The organism is Pseudomonas sp. PDM26, assembly GCF_019219185.1.
Lineage (GTDB): Bacteria > Pseudomonadota > Gammaproteobacteria > Pseudomonadales > Pseudomonadaceae > Aquipseudomonas.
Map to the genome: position 1 here is coordinate 1 of NZ_JAHUWC010000005.1, position 18,459 is coordinate 18,459.

Consider the following 18,459-nt stretch of genomic DNA (forward strand, 5'->3'; position numbering starts at 1 on the left):
CTGTACCGGAACCGTCGGTGACGGTGTAGATCACGGTCGGTACCGCGCCGTTGTAGTTGGCGGCCGGCGTGAAGGTGTAGGCGCCGTTCGCCGCGATCACCAAGGTGCCGACGTTGGCGATGGTCGCGGTCTGGCCGGCGTTGAACGTGCCAGTCACACCGTCGATGCTGAAGTTGACCACGCTGACCGGGCCGTCGACGCTCGAGGTGCCGCTGAGGACGCTGCCGCTCACCGGGGCATCTTCAGCGGTGGTCACACGTTCGCTGGCGTCGATGAAGCTGTCGTCGACCGGGGTGACACTGATGTTCAGGGTCGAGGTGACATTGCTGCCGGAGCCGTCGGTGACGGTGTAGCTCACGGTCGGCACCGCGCCGTTGTAATTGGCGTCCGGGGTAAAGGTGTAGGCGCCGTTGGCGCCGATCACCAGGGTGCCGACGTTGGCGATGGTCGCGGTCTGGCCGGCATTGAACGTGCCGGTCACACCGTCGATGCTGAAGTTGACCACGCTGACCGGGCCGTCGACGCTCGAGGTCCCAGTAAGGACGCTGCCGCTCACGGCGGTGTCTTCCTGAGTGGAGACCGTTTCGCTGACGTCGGTGAAGCTGTCGTCGACCGGGGTGACGTCGATGTTCAAGGTCGACGTGACGTTGCTGCCGGACCCGTCGGTGACGGTGTAGCTCACCGTCGGCACCGCGCCGTTGTAATTGGCGTCCGGGGTAAAGGTGTAGGCGCCGTTAGTGCCGATCACCAAGGTGCCGACGTTGGTGATGGTCGCGGTCTGGCCGGCGTTGAACGTGCCAGTCACACCGTCGATGCTGAAGTTGACCACGCTGACCGGGCCGTCGACGCTCGAAGTCCCAGTAAGGACGCTGCCGCTCACGGCGGTGTCTTCCTGAGTGGAGACCGTTTCGCTGACGTCGGTGAAGCTGTCGTCGACCGGGGTGATGTCGATGTTCAGGGTGGAGGTGACATTGCTGCCGTCACCGTCGGTGACGGTGTAGCTCACGGTCGGCACCGCGCCGTTGTAATTGGCGTCCGGGGTAAAGGTGTAGGCGCCATTCGCCCCGATCACCAGGGTGCCGACATTGGCAATGGTCGCGGCCTGGCCGGCGGCGAAGGTGCCAGTCACACCGTCGATGGTGAAGCTGACCACGCTCAGGGCGTTGTCGATGTCGCTGTCGTTGCTCAGTACGTTGCCGGTTGCGGTGGTGTCTTCTGCAATGATCTGGCTGTCGGCAGTCAAAATGCTCGGATCATCGACCGCTGTCACGGTGAGATCCAGCGTGCTGCTCGAGCCGGTGTTGGTGGTGTACGTGACTTGCGGTACGGCACCGTTGTAGTTGGCGTCCGGCGTAAAGGTGTAGTTGCCGTTGGCATCGATGGTCAACGTACCGACGCCGACGATGGTTGCTATCTGGCCAGCGGTGAAACTGCCGGTCACGCCGGCGATGGTGAAACCGGTGACGCTGAGCGGCGTGCTGGCATCGCTATCGTTGCTCAGTACATTGCCCGTCGCGACGCTGTCTTCGGTCAGCGTGCCAGTATCCGCATTCAGTACGCTCGCAGCGGTGGCGGTCGTGAGAGTCGTGAGGGTCTGGTTGCCGATATCGAGGGTCGTGGGGGTGACAGTGGCAGCAGGGCCGTCGGTCGGGAAGCCAATGGTCGGATCGACGCGACCAGCCGTAGCGTCGAGCATCACGAAGCTGTGACCGCCACCGGCGACACCACCAGAGCCCGCCGCCGTCGGCCCCGCAGCGGTGGCTTCAAGGTCCTTGGTCGGGTCGGCACCGGCGACAATGGCTTGTTGCAGCTCTTCTACCGATGGTGCGGCTTGCGCAGTGGCGGCTGCCAGATCAGTGCCGGAGTCCGGGGCGTCAGCGCTCCACTGAGTGTCACGGCCCAGATCGAGGGTGCGGCCATCGGCCAGTTCCAGGGACACGGCACCAGAAAGGCCAGTGTCGATCCGGTCACCGGCGAACAGTTTGTCGCCTTCAACGAGAACACGGCGGACGCCCTCTGGGGACACCACGAAAACCTGACCGACAATGCTTTTGACGATGGCAACAACACTGCTCATTGAAGACTCTCCGGGGTGTCACGTTCAGTTGACTTCCATAGACCTGATGGCGATTGCGCCGACCAGTCTGGACGTACATTGCAAAAAGGGTGCACAAGTTTGACGCAAAAATACGCCAATAATTTGGCTAGAATTTTTCGTTATTAACTTTATGCCAAACTATTGACCTTCTTGGAGCCATCCTAAACAATCGCCCCAGTAATGTCACATTGATATTTCAGTGGTGACCGGTCCTCGGCATGTGCTCCAGTTCCGCTTTTGAACTTTCCGACATACGGTCATTCCGCTCGCGATCTTCCAACGCAGCACGTTCTTTTGCTGTGATTCAAGACAAGAAGTTCTGGGAAATTCCTACAATGCGTTCGCCTTTGTTCATGGCTCTACCTTTCGTCCTCGCCGCGTCTTTCGTCCAGGCGCAGTCCTTGCCAGACGCCATGCAACAAGCGCTGGATGTCCATCCGGAGGTCCAGGCAGGCGTCAACAGCCGATTGGCTGCGGACTACCAGTTGAAGGCTGCGAAAGGTGGATACCTGCCACGGGTCGACCTGCTGGGTGGTTACGGTCGTGAAGGCACCGACAGCGTGACTACACGCACGGACAGCAGCGGCAACAAGCACTGGGAAACCCTGAATCGCAGTGAGTCCAGTTTGCGTCTGACCCAAATGGTTTTTGACGGTTTTGCGACGTCCAGCGAAGTGGGGCGTCAACAAGCCGCCGTCAACTCCCGCGCCTACTCGCTGCTGAGTACTTCCGAGCGTACCGGGCTGACCGTGGCGCAGGTTTATCTCGACGTGCTGACCCGTCGCGAATTCGTGCGTCTGGCCGAGGACAACCTCAAGAGCCACCAACGCATTTACGACCAGATCCAGCTGCGCACCCAGCGCGGTGTCGGCAGCGGCGCCGACCTCGATCAGGCGGAAGCGCGGATGGCCCAGGCGCGCAACAACCTGATCACCGAGCAGACCAACCTGGCTGACGCCGAAACCAACTACCTCTCCGCTGTCGGCCAGATGCCCGATCAACTGGAGCGTCCGGCGAGTTTCATGGCGCTGATGCCGGCCAACCTGAATGAAGCCCGTGCGCAGATGCTGGAAAACAGCCCGATCCTGCGCTCGGCCGAATCCGATATCGCCGCCGCCGAGAAGCAGTACGACACGGCCAAGTCGACCTTCTACCCACGCGTCGATGCTGAATTGGGTCGCAGCGCAGACAACGATATTGATGGCCAGAACGGCCACAACAACGAATGGCAAGCCATGCTGCGCATGCGTTTCAACCTGTATTCCGGCGGCAGCAACAAGGCCGATCTGGAATCCAAGTCCTACCTGTCCAACCAGGCGCTGGACATCCGCAACAACGCCCTGCGCCAATTGAATGAAGAGCTGGGCCTGGCCTGGAATGCCCTGAACAATGCCAATGCGCAGGTGCCGATCGCCCAGCAATACGTCGACCACAGCACCGCTGTGCGTACCGCTTATCAGCGTCAGTTCAGCCTTGGCGAGCGCACCCTGCTCGATTTGCTCGACAGTGAGAACGAACTGTTTACCTCCTCTCGTCGTCTGGCGGAGATCAGGAACACTCAGTTATTTACTCAGTACCGTATCAAGGCGACCATGGGCGAATTGCTCAAAAGCCAGGGAGTGGTCGCACCATTGGCATCCGTTGTGCAGAACGACGTGAAGCCCAAGGTTCAATTGCCCGGTATGAATTGAGCCGGACCTTCGTTGTTCAATTGTTAGCCAAGAGTGCCGAGCGTGGAATCAGAAGTCAGTCGGGTTCAACTCATTCATGATCCGCGCGCGTTGCATGACGATCCGTTGCTGGATGGTCTGCTCGCTCTTTGCATGCTGCACCAGAAGCCGGCCAGCGCGGCAATGCTGACCACCGGCCTGCCGCTGCCCGAGCAGCGCCTGAGTGTCGACTTGCTGCCTCGCGCGGCCGCTCGCGCGGGGCTGCAAGGTCGGGTGCTGCAGCGCAAGCTGGGGGATATTCCGGCGATTGCCATGCCGGCATTGCTGCTGCTCAAGGACGGTCGCAGTGCCGTCCTGCTCGGCTGGCAAGGCGAAGATCAGGCGCGGGTGCTGCTCAGCGAAAGCGATGGCGGTGAGTCCCTGGTCACTCGCGAACTGCTTGCCGACGACTACACCGGCAAGGTCTTTTTCGCTCAGCCCCAGCATAAATTCGACGTCAACCACGGCACGCTGATTCCGCGTGCGCGCTCGTGGTTTCGCGACACCCTCAAGCGTTCGCGCTGGTTGTATGTCGACGCCATCGCCGCCAGTTTTCTGATCAACATCATTGCCATGGCTGCGCCGTTGTTCGTGATGAACGTCTACGACCGCGTTGTGCCGAACCAGGCCGAAGCAACGCTCTGGGTGCTGGCACTCGGCATCACGGGCGCCTACCTCTTCGACCTGATCCTGAAAAGCCTGCGCAGCCTGTGCCTGGATCTGGCCGGCAAGAAAACCGATCTGATCATCTCGGCCACGCTGTTCGAGCGCATCGTCGGCATGGCCATGAAATACCGGCCGGCGCGGGTCGGCAGCTTTGCCCAGAACATCCATGAGTTCCAGAGCCTGCGGGACTTCCTCGCCTCGCTGACACTGACCAGCCTGATCGACCTGCCGTTCACGATTCTGATTTTCATCGTCATCGCGATCCTTGGCGGGCACCTGGTGTGGATTCCGGTGTTGGCATTCCCGATCGCCCTGGCCATCGGCTACGCCTTGCAGAAACCCCTGGTGGCGACCATGGAACGGACCATGGCGCTGGGGGCCGAGCGTCAGTCGAGCCTGATCGAAACCCTGGCCGGCCTGGATGCGGTGAAGGTCAACAACGCCGAAAGCGAGCGCCAGTACCAGTGGGAACAGACCATCGGCACCCTCAGTCGTCTTGAGTTGCGGGTGAAAATGCTGTCCGGCCTGGCGATGAACATCACCTTGCTGATCCAGCAACTGGCCGGGGTGATCATGATCGTCTTCGGCGTGTACCAGATCATCGACGGTCACCTGAGCATGGGCGGTCTGATTGCCTGCTACATGCTCAGTGGCCGAGCGCTCAGCCCGCTGGCGTCACTGTCCGGGTTGTTGACCCGCTATCAGCAGGCAAGGGTGACCATGACCTCGGTCGACCAGATGATGGAGCTGCCTCAGGAGCGCAATTTCGAAGAGCGTCCGCTCAGCCGCAAGGTGCTGCAAGGCGGCATTGAGTGCCGCCAGCTCAACTTCACCTACCCGCAACAGCAGAACCTGGCGCTGAAGAACATCAACCTGTCGATTCGTCCCGGCGAGAAGGTCGGCATCATTGGTCGAAGCGGCTCGGGCAAGAGCTCGCTGGCGAAACTGCTGGTGGGGCTGTATCAGCCGGATGATGGCTCGTTGTTGGTCGATGGTGTGGATATTCGCCAGATCGACGTCAGCGAGCTGCGCTACAACATCGGCTACGTGCCCCAGGACATTCAGTTGCTCGCCGGCACCTTGCGCGACAACCTGATTTCCGGTGCGCGGTATGTCGAGGACGAACTGGTGTTGCAAGCGGCAGAGCTGGCCGGCGTCCACGAATACGCGCGCCTGCATCCGCAGGGTTATGAGCTGCAAGTGGGCGAGCGCGGGCAGAACCTTTCCGGTGGTCAACGGCAGAACGTCGCCCTGGCCCGTGCGCTGTTGCTCAATCCGCCGATCCTGCTACTCGACGAGCCGACCAGCGCCATGGACAACACCGGCGAAGAACGCCTCAAGCAGCGCCTGGCAGCGGTGATCGAAAACAAGACCATGGTGCTGGTGACGCACCGGGCATCGCTATTGTCGCTGGTCGATCGACTGATCGTGATCGACCGCGGGCAGATACTCGCCGACGGCCCGAAAGCCGCGGTGATGGAAGCGTTGAAGAAGGGGCAGATCAGTGTTGCTTAAGTCGGGTAAGGATTCGATCCGTCGCTACTTCAAAGGCACTGCTTCGCTGCAGGGCCAGCCGCTGCCGGAGGTCAACAAGGCGCTGATCGAGGATGCGCCCCGGGTAGTGCGGTTGACGATCTGGGCGATCATCGCTTTCTTTGTATTCCTGATGCTCTGGGCCAACTTCGCGGTCATCGACGAAGTGACCAAGGGCGATGGCAAGGCGATTCCATCGTCGAAGATCCAGAAAATCCAGAACCTCGAGGGTGGCATCGTTGCCGAGCTGTTCGTCAAGGAAGGCCAGATAGTCGAGGCCGGCGCACCGCTGATTCGCCTGGACGACACGCGATTTGCTTCGAACGTCGGTGAAACCGAGGCCGATCGATTGTCGATGCTGTTGCGGGTCGAACGCCTGAGCGCCGAGGTCGAAGATCGCCCGCTGAACTTCCCCGAAGATGTACTCAAGGCCGTGCCGGGTCAGGCCAAGAACGAAGAGTCGCTCTATATAAGCCGCCGCCAACAGTTGCACGACGAGATTGGCGGCTTGCAGGAGCAACTGATCCAGCGCCAGCAGGAACTGCGCGAATTCACTTCCAAGCAGGCGCAGTATCGCCAGCAATTGGGCTTCCAGCGTCAGGAAATCAGCATGTCCGAGCCGTTGGTGGCCCAGGGCGCGGTATCGCCGGTGGAGGTTTTGCGCCTCAGGCGTGCCGAAGCCGAGACCCGTGGTCAGCTCGACGCCACCACCCTGGCCATTCCGCGTGCCGAATCGGCAATCAAGGAAGTGCAGCGCAAGGTCGATGAAACCCGTGGCAAATTCCGTAGTGAAGCCCTGACCCAACTCAACGAAGCACGCACCGACCTGAACAAGGCCCAGGCCACCGGCAAGGCCCTGGAAGACCGGGTCAGCCGGACGCTGGTCACTTCGCCGGTGCGGGGTATCGTCAACAAGTTGCTGGTCAATACCATTGGCGGGGTTATCCAGCCAGGCAGCGACATGGTGGAAATCGTGCCGCTGGACGACACCTTGCTGGTCGAGGCGAAGATCCGCCCGCAAGACATCGCGTTCCTGCATCCGGGGCAGGAAGCGACGGTGAAATTCACCGCCTATGACTACACCATCTACGGCGGGCTGAAGGCCAGGCTCGAGCAGATCGGCGCCGACACCATCACCGACGAAGACAAGAAAACCACCTACTACATCATCAAGCTGCGCACCGACCGCAGCCACTTGGGCACCGATGAAAAGCCGTTGCTGATCATTCCGGGGATGGTGGCTTCCGTGGACATCATCACCGGCAAGAAGACCGTGCTCAGCTACCTGCTCAAGCCGATCATCCGCGCACGGGCCGAGGCGTTGCACGAGCGCTGATACGTCATCGAGGCTGATGACCCCATCGCGAGCAGGCTCGCTCCCACATGGATTTTTGCTGGAACACAATTTTGTGCCCAACGGAGAACCCCTGTAGGAGCGAGCCTGCTCGCGATGGCGTCCGCCAAAACACCACAACCCTGTCAGAAAGTGACAAATAACGTCACACCACGATTCCCCCATCTCCTTAGCAATCGCCATATCGTTATTCGCTAACGGTATTTAAAATTCAATTCTTATATCTATAAAGTCAACCTCCTGCGTACCTGCCGACCAATCGGCGCGCCGCACGACACGAACCAACACGGGATCTCCGTGAGTTTCTGATCGACGCGCGCGCCTTTGAGCGTGCCGTGCGTGGGAGTGATTTATGTCTGCAGCTTCAGCTTCGCCAAGCATCGCGCCACAGTTCTTTGAAATCCGCCCGTTCAGCGGTGCGGTGGGCGCCGAAATCATCGGTCTCGACCTGTCCCGTCCGATCAATGACCAGGACTTCGCACGCATTCACCGCGCGCATCTGGACCATCATGTGGTGGTGTTCCGCGACCAGCGCATCACCCCCGAACAGCACATCGATTTCAGCCGTCGCTTTGGCGTGTTGCAGATCCACGTGCTCAAGCAGTTCCTGCTGGCGGGGCATCCGGAAATCCTCATCGTTTCCAACATCGTCGAGAACGGCCAGAACATCGGCCTCGGTGATGCCGGGAAGTTCTGGCACTCCGATCTTTCTTATAAGGAGCTACCGAGCCTGGGTTCGATGCTGCATGCCCAAGAGCTGCCAGCGGAGGGCGGCGACACGTTGTTCGCCGACATGCACAAAGCCTGGGACAACCTGCCGCTCGCGCTACGTAAAGCGGTGGAAGGTCGCTCGGCGGAGCACTCCTACACGGCGCGTTACAGCGAAACAAAATTCGAAGGCAACTGGCGCCCGACCCTGACCCCGGAGCAGCTCGCCCAGGTCGCCGAAGTGGTGCACCCGGTCGTGCGCACCCATCCGGAAAACGGCCGCAAGGCGCTGTTTGTCAGCGAAGGGTTCACCACCCGCATCGTTGGCCTGCCAGAAGACGAGAGCCAGCAACTGCTGACCGAGCTCTACGCCCACAGCGTGCTGCCGCAAAACATCTACCGCCATCAATGGCAGCCCCATGACCTGGTGTTCTGGGATAACCGTTCGCTGATCCACCTCGCCGCCGGATGCCCCAGCCATCTGCGCCGCAAGCTGTATCGCACCACCATCCAGGGCGACGCGCCTTTCTGATTTGTCGGAGATTTGATCATGTCCAAACGTCTTCCATTCGCACCGCTGGCCGCCGCCATCGGCCTGGGTTTCAGCCTGATTGCCGGCAGCCTGGTGGCGCCGACCGTGGCCCACGCCGAAGGTGAAATCCGCATCGCCGAACAGTTCGGCATCGTCTACCTGCTGCTCAATGTGGTGCGCGATCAGAACCTGATCGAGAAATACGGCAAGCAGGAAGGTATCGACATCAAGGTCGACTGGACTCAGCTCTCGGGTGGCGCGGCGGTCAACGATGCGTTGCTCGCAGGCTCGATCGACATTGCCGGCGCAGGTGTCGGTCCGTTGTTGACGATCTGGGACCGCACCCATGGCAAGCAGAACGTCAAGGCCGTGGCTTCCCTGGGCAACTTTCCGTACTACCTGGTGAGCAATAACCCCAAGGTCAAGACCATCGCCGACTTCACTGAGAAGGACCGCATTGCGGTGCCGGCGGTGGGCGTGTCGGTGCAGTCGCGCTTCCTGCAATACGCGGCGGCCAAGCAGTGGGGTGACAAGGACTTCAATCGCCTCGACAAGTACACCATCGCCGTTCCACATCCTGATGCCACGGCTGCGCTGGTGGCCGGCGGCACCGAGCTGAGCGGGCACTTTTCCAACCCGCCGTTCCAGGATCAGGAACTGGCCAATCCCAACGTGCACGTGGTGCTGAACACCTATGACCTGCTCGGTCCGAACTCGCCGACGGTGCTGTTCGCCACCGAGAAATTCCGCGACGAGAACCCGAAAACCTACAAGGCATTCATTGATGCGCTGACCGAAGCGGCCGCGTTTGCCCAGCACGACAAAGGCGCGGCGGCGGACACTTATATCCGCGTTACCAAGGCCAAGATCGACCGCGCCGCGTTGCTGAAAATCATCGACAACCCGCAGTTCGAATTCAGCGTCACGCCGAAAAACACTTACCCGCTGGCCGAGTTCCTTTACCGCGTCGGTGCGATCAAAAACAAACCGGATTCGTGGAAGGACTACTTCTTCCAGGATGCCAAGCCGCTGCAGGGGAGCTGACCGAAATGAATGCCCCTTTGCAAGGCCACACGGTCAGCAAATCGATCGCGGCAGCCCAGGCGCTGTTGTCGGTCGATAACGTCAGCCTCGAATACCGCACGCCGCAGCGTGTGGTGCGGGCGACCCATCAAGTCAGTTTCGAGATCGATCCGGCGGACCGTTTTGTCCTGCTCGGACCGTCCGGTTGCGGCAAGTCGACGTTGCTCAAGGCAGCGGCTGGATTCATCCAGCCCGTGGAAGGCGAGATCCGTCTGCAAGGCCAGCGCGTCGATGCGCCGGGGCCGGACCGGATCGTGGTGTTCCAGGAGTTCGACCAACTGCCGCCGTGGAAAACCGTGAAGCAGAACGTGATGTTTCCGCTGCTGGCCTCGCAAACCCTCAAGCGCAAAGAGGCTGAAGAGCGGGCGTTACACTACCTGGAGAAGGTCGGTCTGGCGGCGTTTGCCGATGCTTATCCGCATACCCTGTCGGGCGGGATGAAGGCGCGGGTTGCGATTGCCCGGGCACTGGCGATGCAGCCGAAAATCCTCCTCATGGACGAACCCTTCGCCGCCCTCGATGCCCTGACCCGACGCAAGATGCAGGAAGAATTATTGCTGCTCTGGGAGGAAGTGCGTTTCACGCTGCTGTTCGTCACGCACTCCATCGAAGAGGCGCTGGTGCTGGGCAACCGCATCCTGTTGCTGTCTGCGCATCCGGGGCGGGTGCGGGCGGAGGTCCACAGCCATCAATACGATTTGCACAGCCTCAGCGGCGTGGCGTTCCAGGAATCAGCGCGGCGCATCCACCGGCTGTTGTTCGACGAAGGCCAGCCGACCCAAGCCGATCATGAACTGGATTTCGCCGACATCCGCATCGCTTATTGAGCCAGTTGAGAGGAGGGCCCGATGAGCCATTTATCATCCCCGCGTGAAGAGTTCGAAACGGTTTTGCGGCCACTGACCAGCGTGCGGCTGGAGCGTGAATTACCCCTCGGCCAACGTCTGTGGCAACAGAGCTGGCTACGTAAGAGCCTGATCCTGATTTTGCTCGCCGTGCTTTGGGAAGCGGTTGCCCGGTATCAGAACAACGACCTGCTGCTGCCGAGCTTTGTGCAAACCGCACACGCGTTGTACGACGGCCTGCTCAGCGGTGAATTGCTGGGCAAGGTGTGGATTTCCCTGGTGGTGTTGCTCAAGGGTTACCTGATCGGCATCGTCCTGGCGTTTGCCCTGACCACGCTGGCGGTGTCGACGCAATTGGGTCGTGATCTGCTCAGTACCCTGACCTCGATGTTCAACCCCTTGCCGGCCATCGCCCTGCTGCCGCTGGCGCTGCTGTGGTTTGGACTGGGCCAGAACAGCCTGATTTTCGTGCTGGTGCATTCGGTGCTCTGGGTGCTGGCGCTGAACACCTACGCCGGCTTCCTCGGCGTCTCGGAAACCCTGCGCATGGCCGGGCGCAACTACGGCCTCAAGGGCATGCGTTTCGTGCTGTTCATCCTGATCCCGGCAGCACTGCCGTCGATCCTCGCCGGGCTGAAAATCGGCTGGGCGTTTGCCTGGCGTACGTTGATTGCTGCTGAGCTGGTGTTTGGTGCGACCAGTGGGAAGGGCGGGCTAGGGTGGTACATCTTTCAGAACCGCAATGAGCTGTATACCGACAGGGTGTTTGCCGGGTTGGCGGTGGTGATTCTGATTGGGTTGCTGGTGGAGAACCTGGTGTTTGATTCTTTGGAGCGGGTGACGGTGAAACGGTGGGGGATGGTTCGGTGATGTTTGCTAGCATTGCGTCTGAGTCAGCCCTGATCAGACACGAGTGCTCGCAATGCAATTGCCAGACATGAACCTGTTGGTCGCCCTCGACGCCTTGCTCGACGAGGGCAGTGTGGTGGGCGCCGCGCGGCGGATGAACCTGAGTCCGGCGGCGATGAGCCGGACGTTGACGCGCATCCGCGAAGCCATTGGCGATCCGATTTTGGTGCGCGCCGGGCGTGGCCTGGTGCCGACCCCCAAGGCGCTGGAATTGCGCGAGCAGGTGCGCAGTGTGGTGGAGCAGGCCGGTTTGCTGTTTCGCTCGGCTGATGCGGTGGAACTGAGTTCGTTGCGGCGGCGTTTCAGTATTAGGGCCAACGACTTTTTTGTCGGCGTTTACGGCGGCAAGCTGTTCGACACCCTTGACCGACAGGCACCGCACTGTGAATTGCGTTTCGTACCCGAAGGCGATGGCGATGATGAGGCGTTGCGCGAAGGGCGGATCGATTTGAGCATCAGTAACACCCGTCCGCTGACGCCGGAAGTGAAAGTCCAGAACCTGTTTTCCACCCACTTCGTCGGCCTGGTGCGTGAGGATCACCCGCTGTTGGACGAAGAGATCACGGCAGAGCGCTATGCCGGTTATTCCCATATCAGCATGTCCCGGCGTGGCATTGCCCGTGGGCCCATCGATACCGCGCTCAATGCCCTGGGGCTGGAGCGGCGGGTGGCGGTGATCGCGCCCAGTTTTCATGCGGCGATGTTCGCCTTGCCCGATTCCGACCTGATTCTGCCGGTACCCAAGGAAGCCTTGCTGAGTGTGCGGCGGCTGGGGTTGAAACTGCGCTCGTTTGACCTGCCCATCCCGTTGCCGACCTTGATGCTGACCCAGGCCTGGCACCCACGCTTCGACAAGGATCCGGCACATCGCTGGTTGCGCGAAACGCTCAAGGCTTGTTGCGACGAAACCTGGCTGGCTGCGCAGCCGGACTGAGGTGAACGCAATTTCCCCCCTGTAGGAGCGAGCTTGCTCGCGAAAAACGTCTGAACGACACGATCAATCAGTCAGCACGCGTTATCGTTGGCGTCCATCGCGAGCAAGCTCGCTCCTACAGGGGCAGGGGGTTGTATCGTTGCGTGTGGCGCACTTATAACCTGCCAATAAGTTGATTTTCGTCAGGCATTACGCTTCCTAGAATGCTTCGGTCTTTCCACGCCGGAGCTTGCAATACATGACTTCCCTCACGGCCCCGGTACCCGTCGCTGCGACCGGCCCGACAGCTTCACCACAGATCTTCGGCCCGCGAATCATCATCGGCCTGGTGGGCGTGCTGCTGGCGGTGCTGGTGTCGGGCCTGAACGAGATGGTGACCAAAGTCGCCCTGGCCGACATCCGCGGTGCGTTGGCCATCGGCTACGACGAAGGCACCTGGCTGGTCGCCTGTTACACCGCGACTTCCGTGGCGGCCATGGCCTTCGCGCCGTGGTGCGCGGTGACGTTCTCGTTGCGGCGTTTCACCCTGTGGGCCATCGGCCTGTTCACCCTGTTGGGTGTGTTGTGCCCGTTCGCCCCGAATTACGAAAGCCTGTTGTTGCTGCGCACCTTGCAAGGCCTGGCGGGTGGCGCATTGCCGCCCATGCTGATGACCGTGGCCCTGCGGTTTCTGCCGGCCAATGTGAAGTTGTATGGCCTGGCCGGTTATGCCCTGACGGCGACGTTCGGCCCTGGCCTGGGCACGCCATTGGCCGGGATGTGGACCGAATATGTCGGCTGGCAATGGACCTTCTGGCAAATCATCGCGCCGTGCCTGATTGCCATGGCCGCGGTGGCGTATGGCTTACCCCGGGACCCGCTGCGTCTGGAACGCTTCAAGTCCTTCAACTGGCGCGGTGTGCTGCTGGGTTTTCCCGCCATCTGCATGCTGGTGATCGGCATCTTGCAGGGCAATCGCCTGGACTGGTTCGAGTCGAACCTGATCTGCGGATTGCTCGGCGGCGGGCTGTTGCTGCTGGTGCTGTTCTTGACCGGCGAGTGGTCGCAGCCGATGCCGTTTTTCAAGATGCAGATGCTCGGCATCCGTAACCTGTCTTTCGCCCTGCTGACCCTGGCGGGCGTGCTGGTGGTGTTGCAGGCGGTGATCATAATTCCGTCCAGCTACCTGGCGCAGGTCCAGGGTTATCGTCCGATGCAGACCGCGCCGATCATGCTGCTGGCGGCGCTGCCGCAATTGATTGCGCTGCCGTTGGTGGCGGCGCTGTGCAACTTTCGCTGGGTCGATTGCCGCTGGGTGTTGGGCCTTGGCCTGAGCATGCTGGCGCTGTCGTGCGTCGGCGGTTCGCAACTGACGTCCGCGTGGATTCGCGACGATTTCTATGTGCTGCAATGGCTGCAGATTTTCGGTCAGCCCATGGCGGTGTTGCCGCTGCTGATGCTGTCCACCGGCAGCATCAGCCCGATGCAAGGGCCGTTTGCATCGGCCTGGTTCAACACCGTCAAAGGCCTGTCGGCGGTCATCGCAACCGGGGTGATCGAAGCGCTGACCACGGCACGTCTGCATTTTCACTCGACCATGCTAGTCGACCGCCTCGGCAACTCGCCGCTGGTCGAGCACGACAGCGCAAGCCTCGCTCATCGTTTGCATGAGCAGGCGGTGGTGCTCACTTCCTCTGATCTTTACCTGTGCATGGCCGGTATCGCCGTAACTTTGATCCTGCTGATTTTCTGGCTGCCAACGCGGATCTATCCGCCGCGCGCACCGACCTGAATGCTCCACTGATACAGAAGGTTTTTATGAACACTCAAGCAAAGCAGAAAGTCGCGGTGGCCGTGGTCGCCGCGTTGGCCGTCGGCGTGTTGCTGTACCTGACGATGCCCGGCCTGTTCGGCAAGCGTACCCAGCAGAGCACCAACGATGCTTATGTCTCGGCGGATTTCACTCTGGTCGTGCCGCGGGTCGCCGGGTTTATCAAGCAAGTGCTGGTCGAGGACAACCAGCAGGTCAAGGCCGGGCAGTTGCTGGCGCTGATCGATGACCGGGATTTGCGCGCCGCCGCCCAGGCCGCCGACGCCGAAACGCTGGTGGCCAGGGCGCAACTGCAAAACGCCCGGGCGACCCTCGAGCGCCAGGCGTCGGTGATTGCCCAGGCGCAATCCTCGGTGGTTTCGGCCAAGGCGGAAATGGCCTTTGCCGAGCATGAATTGAATCGCTACAACCACCTCGCCGGGGTGGGCGCCGGCACGGTGCAAAATGCGCAACAGGCGCAAACGCGCATCGACCAGGCGTCCGCACGGCTGGCCAACGCCACGGCAGTGCTGGCGGCGGAACGCAAGCAGGTGGAAATCCTCACGGCCCAGCGCGATGCAGCCGAAGGGGGGCTGAAGCGGACGCAAGCGAAGCTGGAAATGGCCAGCTACGAGTTGTCTTACACGCGGATTGTCGCGCCACAGGACGGCATGGTCGGCGAACGCGCGGTGCGGGTCGGCGCCTATGTCACCCCGGGCAGCAAAATCCTCGCGGTGGTGCCGCTGGCGCAGGCTTATGTGATGGCCAATTTCCAGGAAACCCAACTGACGGATGTGCAGCCGGGGCAGGCTGTGCAAGTGCGCGTCGACAGCCTGGGCGGTGCGGCATTGAACGGTCGTGTCGAAAGCATTGCACCGGCCACCGGGGTGACGTTCGCCGCGGTCAAACCGGACAACGCCACCGGCAACTTCACCAAGGTGGTGCAGCGGATTCCGGTGAAGATCGTGCTGGAGCCGGGGCAGTCGCTGGCCGAGCGCTTGCGGGTGGGGATGTCGGTGGAGGCGAGTATTGATACCGGCAGCAATGCGGCGCCTGTGCGTGAGGTGACTCAGCGATGAGTTTTCTCGATCGGGATATGTACCTGTGGCGATCCGACAAGCCCCCTCGCCACAAGAGACTCGTTCAGTCAGCGGTTTTGGTGTTGAACTTACTGGTAGTCAGCGCCTGTACCGTAGGGCCCGATTTCAAAAAACCCGAAGCCACCGAAATAACCGAATGGTCGAAACCATCAAAGGTAGCCGCCAGCCAGGCCGTCGCCGGAACAATGACCGAGCGCTGGTGGGAGGTGTTCCACGACCCGATACTCTCGGCCCTGAGCCAGCGCGCCCTGACCGACAACCTCGATCTGAAGCTGGCCAGCAGCCGCTTGCAGCAAAGTCGTGCGGTGCGTCAGGTCATCACCGCCGAGCGCTACCCCAACACGGCCGCTAGCGGCCGTTACGGACGCAACCGTAACAGTGCTGAAGGCCTGAACGACCCGTCAGGACACAACGGCCAATCCGCCTTCAGCCTGTGGGATGCCGGCTTTTCCGCCTCCTGGGAGCTGGATTTCTGGGGGCGCGTGCGGCGGGAAACCGAAGCCGCCAATGCCAACCTGGAAGTCGCCGAGAACGACCGGCGCGGTGTGCTACTGTCGGTGCTGGCCGAAACCGCCCAGGACTACATTCAACTGCGCGGCGTGCAGAACACCCGGCTCGTCACCGAACAGAATCTCGACGTTGCCCGTCATAGCCTGAAGCTCTCGCAACTGCGCCTGGCCGACGGCGTCGCGACGGATCTGGATGTCGCCGAAGCCGCCGCACAGGTAGCGGCCATCGAGTCGCGCCTGCCCACACTGGAGCAGCGCCAGTGGCAACTGATCAACGCCTTGAGTCTGTTGATGGGCGAACCGCCCCAGGCATTGGCGGCGGAGTTATCCACAGATGCGCCGGTGCCACAAACGCCGCGACAGGTCGCCATTGGCTTGCCCTCGCAACTGGCTGAGCGCAGGCCGGACATTCGCCAGGCCGAAGCACGGCTGCATGCCGCCACAGCCAGCATTGGCGTGGCCAAGGGCGATTTCTATCCGCGCATCACCCTGTCGGGGAACATCGGTTCCCAGGCCATGCAACTGAGCGATTTCGGCTCCTGGGGTTCGCGCTCGTTCGGGATCGGTCCGCAATTGAGCTTGCCGTTGTTCGACGGCGGCCGCTTGCGCGGCGTGCTCGAATTACGTGAAGCACAACAACAGGAAGCCGCTATCGCCTATCAGCAAACCGTGCTGCGCGCCTGGCATGAAATCGATGACCAACTGACCGCCTACAACGCCAGCCAGTTGCGTCGCGACAGCCTGGCCGAAGCCGTGCGGCAGAACCGCATTGCTCTGGACACCGCGCAACAGCAGTACGTCGAGGGCGTGGTGGATTTCGTCAGCGTACTCACCGTGCAAGGGGCGTTGCTGGCGACGCAGGAGCAGTGGGTCGAGAGTTCGACCGGCGTGTCGCTGGCGGCCGTCGGGTTGTACAAGGCGTTGGGTGGCGGTTGGGAGTCAGTGTATCCCGTGACGGAGACGGCGCTGCGCTGACAGTGCCACCGCCGGCTATCGCTCCATTACCGGGTCAGCATCGACGTTGCTCGGCTTGAAGGGCTAAAGTGATGCGCAAACAATCTGGCTCTTCACTCAACATCGCAAGGGGAGGCAATGGAGGCGCGCAGAGAAACGCCAATGGGCGACACTCAGGGACCGCACGCCAATCCTGGTTTCGCCAGGTGTGCGCAACCATTGATCCGCTGGACGCGGGAGCATTGGCTGGTGCCGATTCTGGTGTTGGCCGCGCTGGTGCGCTTTTACGATCTCACTGCCGCCGCGATTTGGGGCGACGAGGGTTCCAGCCTGCTGCTGGCCCGTTATTCGATACCTGATATCTGGTTGCATGCTGCCTACGACGTCCACCCGCCGCTGTACTTCATGTTGCTGCACGGCTGGATCGCGATGTTTGGCGACGGCATCTTTTCAATCCGCTGTCTCAGCGCCCTGCCGGGGATTGCCTCGGTCGGACTCGGTGTGTGGCTGGTCGACCGGCTCGCCACCTGCCGTGCCGCGATACTGGCCGGTTTCCTGTTGGCCCTGCTTCCCACGGCGGTGCGATATAGCCAGGAAGTGAGAATGTATTCGCTGCTGGGGCTGTGGTTGCTGGGGGCAACCATTGCGCTGGTGTACTGGATCCGCAAGCCCCAGCGCCGGCGCTACCTGGTGATCTACGTCGTGCTGATGAGCGCGGCGTTTTACACCCATTACTTCACGGCCCTTTGCGTGCTGTGCCATTGGCTGTACCTGGGGATCATCCGTGTGCAACCGGGGCATCGCCTGCGGCACATCCAGCGGGGTGACTGGTGGCTGGCCAATGTGGCTATCGTGGCGCTATATCTGCCATGGCTGCCGGGGTTTGTCGACCTGCTACGGCACGTGGATCAACTCAAGGCCAATGGCGATGTCGGCTGGGAGTTGCCCGTCAGCCTTGATTCGTTACCGTCGATGGTCTGGTCGATACTGATCCAGGACGACGGCGAAACCCTGCCCTCGCTGGTATTTATCGCCTTGCCGCTGGCCCTGCCTGTGTTGGTGTGGGTGGCGCTGGCACGTGATCGAAGCGTGTCCCGCGGCAGTGCGTTGCTCGCGGTCTACACCTTTGTCCCGATGCTGCTGGTGTTTGCGGTGTCGTATTTTTCGCCAATATTCATCGAGCGCTACCTCACCGCGTATGCCCTTGGCCTGCCGCTGTTGGCGGCATTGGCAATCGACCGCTTGTACTCCGGTTCCCGGGTGCTGGCCTTGACGGTGCTGGTGCTGTTTGTCGGTGTTGAACTGGTGGGCCTGAAAAACAACGCGACGGTGGACGTCCATGATCAGGTCAATGTCCTGGTGGAAGACGTTAACCTGCATTTTCAGTCGGGGGACCGGATCGTCACCAGTGACATGCTCTGGTACTTGAGTTACGTCTACTACAACCGCACCGATACCCAGCCCCTGCTGTATACCCCGCCACGGGCCGATGGCACTTTGAGCCGGCCGAACGACTATGGTTTCGGTACCTTGACGACGCCAGACGTGTATCTGGACCACTTGAGCGACCTGCCCAAGGGCACCGGGCGAATCTGGCTGATTGGCACCGCCGACGTACCTGACGAGTTCGCACCGTTGCCGGCGCAATGGCAGATCGCTCGCCAAATGAAGGCCGGTGGTGTTGCCGCGAGGTTGTACCTGTCCGGCAATACCGGGCAATGAGTGGCGTCATCGCA

The 18,459-nt window shown here is 61.3% G+C and carries 13 protein-coding genes; 12 read left to right on the forward strand and 1 reads right to left on the reverse strand.

Annotation, left to right across the window (positions count from 1 at the left end):
- Positions 1 to 2,077, reverse strand: a 2,077-nt coding sequence (locus tag KW849_RS11425) for a retention module-containing protein (RefSeq protein ID WP_218429513.1), incomplete at its 3' end; no start/stop codon positions are given.
- Positions 2,078 to 2,433: 356 nt separating this feature from the next.
- Between KW849_RS11425 and KW849_RS11430 the strand changes: the two genes are divergently transcribed.
- The 12 genes from KW849_RS11430 to KW849_RS11485 all read left to right on the forward strand — a co-directional run bounded on the left by KW849_RS11430 (position 2,434) and on the right by KW849_RS11485 (position 18,445).
- On the forward strand, positions 2,434 to 3,789 hold the full coding sequence (locus tag KW849_RS11430; protein WP_218429514.1) for a TolC family outer membrane protein: 1,356 nt from the start codon (positions 2,434 to 2,436) through the stop codon (positions 3,787 to 3,789).
- A gap of 42 nt (positions 3,790 to 3,831) precedes the next feature.
- The gene (locus tag KW849_RS11435) at positions 3,832 to 5,988 is read left to right on the forward strand and encodes a type I secretion system permease/ATPase (RefSeq protein WP_218429515.1); all 2,157 of its coding nucleotides are present in this window, start codon (positions 3,832 to 3,834) and stop codon (positions 5,986 to 5,988) included.
- Positions 5,978 to 7,342, forward strand: coding sequence for an HlyD family type I secretion periplasmic adaptor subunit (locus KW849_RS11440; RefSeq protein ID WP_218429516.1), 1,365 nt, complete (start codon positions 5,978 to 5,980; stop codon positions 7,340 to 7,342). The genes KW849_RS11435 and KW849_RS11440 overlap by 11 nt, the downstream gene beginning before the upstream one ends.
- Positions 7,343 to 7,712: 370 nt before the next feature.
- The gene (locus KW849_RS11445; protein WP_218429517.1) at positions 7,713 to 8,600 is read left to right on the forward strand and encodes a TauD/TfdA family dioxygenase; all 888 of its coding nucleotides are present in this window, start codon (positions 7,713 to 7,715) and stop codon (positions 8,598 to 8,600) included.
- 18 nt (positions 8,601 to 8,618) lie between these two features.
- A complete protein-coding gene (locus tag KW849_RS11450; protein ID WP_218429518.1) occupies positions 8,619 to 9,644 on the forward strand; it encodes an ABC transporter substrate-binding protein in 1,026 nt (341 codons plus the stop codon).
- Positions 9,645 to 9,649: 5 nt separating this feature from the next.
- The gene (locus KW849_RS11455) at positions 9,650 to 10,510 is read left to right on the forward strand and encodes an ABC transporter ATP-binding protein (RefSeq protein WP_218429519.1); all 861 of its coding nucleotides are present in this window, start codon (positions 9,650 to 9,652) and stop codon (positions 10,508 to 10,510) included.
- A 21-nt stretch (positions 10,511 to 10,531) separates the two neighbouring features.
- A complete protein-coding gene (locus KW849_RS11460) occupies positions 10,532 to 11,398 on the forward strand; it encodes an ABC transporter permease (protein WP_218429520.1) in 867 nt (288 codons plus the stop codon).
- 52 nt (positions 11,399 to 11,450) lie between these two features.
- Positions 11,451 to 12,371, forward strand: a complete 921-nt coding sequence (locus KW849_RS11465) for a LysR family transcriptional regulator (protein WP_218429521.1) — start codon at positions 11,451 to 11,453, stop codon at positions 12,369 to 12,371.
- A gap of 238 nt (positions 12,372 to 12,609) precedes the next feature.
- Positions 12,610 to 14,142, forward strand: coding sequence for an MFS transporter (locus KW849_RS11470; RefSeq protein WP_218429522.1), 1,533 nt, complete (start codon positions 12,610 to 12,612; stop codon positions 14,140 to 14,142).
- A 26-nt stretch (positions 14,143 to 14,168) separates the two neighbouring features.
- Entirely contained in the window at positions 14,169 to 15,239 is a 1,071-nt protein-coding gene (locus KW849_RS11475) for an HlyD family secretion protein (protein ID WP_218429523.1), read from the forward strand.
- Positions 15,236 to 16,744, forward strand: coding sequence for an efflux transporter outer membrane subunit (locus KW849_RS11480; RefSeq protein ID WP_218429524.1), 1,509 nt, complete (start codon positions 15,236 to 15,238; stop codon positions 16,742 to 16,744). The genes KW849_RS11475 and KW849_RS11480 overlap by 4 nt, the downstream gene beginning before the upstream one ends.
- Positions 16,745 to 16,861: 117 nt before the next feature.
- Entirely contained in the window at positions 16,862 to 18,445 is a 1,584-nt protein-coding gene (locus KW849_RS11485) for a glycosyltransferase family 39 protein (protein WP_218429525.1), read from the forward strand.
- Positions 18,446 to 18,459: the final 14 nt, after the last annotated feature.

What these genes read in the sequence shown, in the direction of transcription:
- KW849_RS11465 (WP_218429521.1), top strand. Translation starts at nt 11,451, where the DNA reads ATGCAATTGCCAGACATGAACCTGTTGGTCGCCCTCGACGCCTTGCTC.
- KW849_RS11455 (WP_218429519.1), top strand. Translation starts at nt 9,650, where the DNA reads ATGAATGCCCCTTTGCAAGGCCACACGGTCAGCAAATCGATCGCGGCA.
- KW849_RS11430 (WP_218429514.1), top strand. Translation starts at nt 2,434, where the DNA reads ATGCGTTCGCCTTTGTTCATGGCTCTACCTTTCGTCCTCGCCGCGTCT.
- KW849_RS11445 (WP_218429517.1), top strand. Translation starts at nt 7,713, where the DNA reads ATGTCTGCAGCTTCAGCTTCGCCAAGCATCGCGCCACAGTTCTTTGAA.
- KW849_RS11485 (WP_218429525.1), top strand. Translation starts at nt 16,862, where the DNA reads ATGGAGGCGCGCAGAGAAACGCCAATGGGCGACACTCAGGGACCGCAC.
- KW849_RS11470 (WP_218429522.1), top strand. Translation starts at nt 12,610, where the DNA reads ATGACTTCCCTCACGGCCCCGGTACCCGTCGCTGCGACCGGCCCGACA.
- KW849_RS11480 (WP_218429524.1), top strand. Translation starts at nt 15,236, where the DNA reads ATGAGTTTTCTCGATCGGGATATGTACCTGTGGCGATCCGACAAGCCC.
- KW849_RS11450 (WP_218429518.1), top strand. Translation starts at nt 8,619, where the DNA reads ATGTCCAAACGTCTTCCATTCGCACCGCTGGCCGCCGCCATCGGCCTG.
- KW849_RS11460 (WP_218429520.1), top strand. Translation starts at nt 10,532, where the DNA reads ATGAGCCATTTATCATCCCCGCGTGAAGAGTTCGAAACGGTTTTGCGG.
- KW849_RS11475 (WP_218429523.1), top strand. Translation starts at nt 14,169, where the DNA reads ATGAACACTCAAGCAAAGCAGAAAGTCGCGGTGGCCGTGGTCGCCGCG.